We start from the raw sequence: 2,709 nt of genomic DNA on the forward strand, positions 1-2,709 counted from the left end.
TACAATTATACAGATCATCTGGGAAATGTAAGATTAAGCTATGCTAAAAACGGAACAGGAACAGAAGTAATTGAGGAAAGTAATTATTATCCGTTTGGCCTGAAGCATGAGGGGTATAATAATCTGGGGGGAAATCCGAATTATCAGTACAAGTACAATGGGAAGGAATTACAGGAGACAGGGATGTATGATTACGGAGCAAGGATGTATATGCCGGATTTGGGGAGATGGGGTGTGGTAGATCCGCTGGCAGAGAAAAACAGAAGGTTTACACCTTATAATTATGCTATAAATAATCCAATTAGATTTATAGATCCGGATGGAAGATCAGAGTCAGATTGGTTTAAAAATTCTTTAGGTCAAATGGAGTTTAGAGATGATATAAAAAGCCAGAAGAATTTAAATGATAAAGGAATAAAAGGAAGCTATGTTGGTGAGACAGCTCAACAAGGAAATTTAAATTATGCTGCGAACGGAGTGATTTATGACGAATCTGCTGGAGGGAAACCAATTGCTGATGGAAGGGTTTATGATGTTGGAGAAGTTAAAATAACTCCTAAAGGTGTTATCGCTGAAAGAAATCTTCAGGCTGCAAGAACAAGGCTTGGAGCCGCTGAGTCTGCTATGTTTGGAAAATATGCTTTAGGGATTACTTTTGGAGGTTCTTTTGCTCAGAGTTCAGGAAGTTTAACCTTAGCTTATAATTTAGGTACTGGCCAAGCAAATTTGTTTGGAACTTACGGGGAGCAAGATTTGCCAAGTATAGGAATAGGGTTCCAATTTAACATGATGAATGCTTACGGAAATAATCCTGACGGATCTAAATATACAGATGTTTTTGGTGGTGCGGAAGGAGAATCTACAGCTTATTCAGGATCTTATGAAATAGGCGGAGAGTATAGTAAAAGTTCATCAAATGGAAAGTTTTCTCCTTATGGCACAGAAACAAGGAGTCTTAATTTAGAATTAGGGTATGGTGTAGGAAAATCTAAAACAAATACTATGAGTATAAGTAATTGGATGAAAGCTAATCCGCAATACTTTAGAATTGGGAAATCTCCGAATTTAAATTAAATGTACAAATGAGATTATTTATATTTATTAGTTTTCTTCTTTTATTTTCTTGTGGAAAAGTGAATTGTAACGAATATACTAAAATGCTTTCTAAAGAAGAATGTATAATAGTCGTTGAAACACCTCCTACATCTTCTGTTTATTTTGAAGTAAAAGGTTATGATCCATTTACACAAAAGCCTAAGGTTTGTAAAACGACTAATCGATGGTGGAATTTATATTGGAATGAAGTAGAAGCTGGCGATACAATAGTAAAAAATAAAGGAGAGCTAAGTTTTAATATTCATAAACAAGATACTATTATTACTCATTCTTGGAAATGCTATGAATAATAAAAAAATAAAGCGGAATTTTTTTCGCTTTATTTTTTTTGTAACATATCGAAGTTTATTTTGTACTTCTCTATTTTAATAGTACCATTAATTTTTTGCATAACAAATGCTTCCTGAGTATTAGTAATAGATCTATTTACTTCATAGACTAGTAAATAATCAGATTTTGAATTTGTTCCTTTAATAATATGTGTTTCCCAATTGGTAAGGCTATCATTTTGAATTTGTCCATTTTCACTTTCTATTTTATCAAGTACTAAATTAAATTTTTCTTTGCTTGTTGTTTCTTGATTAAATAATTTAAATGCTTCCTCTCTGTTATTTTGTTTTATTAAAGAATAGAATTTGTTAGTTATCTTTTGAGCTTCCTGTCTATCGGATTCTCTGTTTTCATAAATTTTATCATAACTACAACCAATAAAAAGAAAAGAAATCAGTATTAGAATATATTTTTTCATAGTAATATTTTCAAATTTTTTTGGCTTATTTTGTTAGAGTTTATTTATCTAAAAGCCTGCTTAGTTTTAAAATTTTGGATATAGGTATCAATAACATTAAATAGGATACTTCTGGTATCAGGATCCATTTTTTGAATATCGTTAATACGCTCTAAGATCTTTTTATCAAATGCAGCGTTTTTTCCTTCCCCGATTAAAAAATATACAGTTACTTCAAAAGCTTTTACCATTTTAGTTGCTATCTCAATGGAAGGTAAATTTTTATTACGTTCATATTTTCCTATAATCTCCCGGGAAGTATCTATCTTTTGTGCAAGATCTCCTTGCGACCAATTTTTCTGTTTTCTGAGCGTACTTATTTTATTTCCGATATTTAATGTATTACCCACTTCTATCCTCTATTACAGCGTAAACACAAATATAAGAGAACTTTAGTACATAAAAAAGTAAATAATTACTTGTTTAGGTTTAGCTCTTGTCCGATACTTACCTATATCTCTTTTGTTTGATTTTCCGGCCTTATAGGAACTAAATGAGCTCGGAAAAGACTTTTTAACTCCTGTACTGCTTCATTCATATCAACGTTTGAAAAAAGTATTCTCAGAATTCTATCTTTCAAAAAAACATATGATAATGAAGCATTTACTTTATACTGATATTTTTGAGTCTTTTTTTTTCACCCTAACAGGAATATCAAAACCCTGAAAAGAAAAGCTTCCCCGTTAATGGGCACTACCTCTACCCTGGTAGACGACCTGGATTATAATTATACCGGAAACCGCCTTGACCGGATAACAGAACATTCCCTGAATGATACTGGCTATGAAGGCGGGAATAATACCATC

General features: G+C 32.0%; 4 protein-coding genes. 2 read left to right on the plus strand and 2 right to left on the minus strand.

Annotated features, from left to right (window positions below; translation table 11 throughout):
• A partial coding sequence (locus AC106S_RS24045) for an RHS repeat domain-containing protein (RefSeq protein WP_482442516.1) occupies window positions 1–1,074 on the plus strand: 1,074 nt, incomplete at its 5' end.
• Window positions 1,075–1,082: 8 nt separating this feature from the next.
• Complete coding sequence (locus tag AC106S_RS24050) at window positions 1,083–1,406, plus strand: hypothetical protein (protein ID WP_482442517.1); 324 nt, start codon at window positions 1,083–1,085, stop codon at window positions 1,404–1,406.
• A gap of 29 nt (window positions 1,407–1,435) precedes the next feature.
• On the opposite strand, the gene AC106S_RS24055 is transcribed toward AC106S_RS24050, so the two are convergent.
• Together AC106S_RS24055 and AC106S_RS24060 are read right to left on the minus strand one after the other, a co-directional pair.
• On the minus strand, window positions 1,436–1,864 hold the full coding sequence (locus tag AC106S_RS24055; protein ID WP_482442519.1) for a hypothetical protein: 429 nt from the start codon (window positions 1,862–1,864) through the stop codon (window positions 1,436–1,438).
• Between the two features lie 44 nt (window positions 1,865–1,908).
• Entirely contained in the window at window positions 1,909–2,253 is a 345-nt protein-coding gene (locus tag AC106S_RS24060; protein WP_482442520.1) for a helix-turn-helix transcriptional regulator, read from the minus strand.
• Window positions 2,254–2,709 lie beyond the last annotated feature (456 nt).

It is taken from the genome of Chryseobacterium sp. FR054, from assembly GCF_056844565.1.

Bases quoted from the DNA above. Each gene is read 5' to 3' on its own strand.
- AC106S_RS24050 (WP_482442517.1), top strand. From the start codon at position 1,083: ATGAGATTATTTATATTTATTAGTTTTCTTCTTTTATTTTCTTGTGGA.
- AC106S_RS24055 (WP_482442519.1), bottom strand. From the start codon at position 1,864: ATGAAAAAATATATTCTAATACTGATTTCTTTTCTTTTTATTGGTTGT.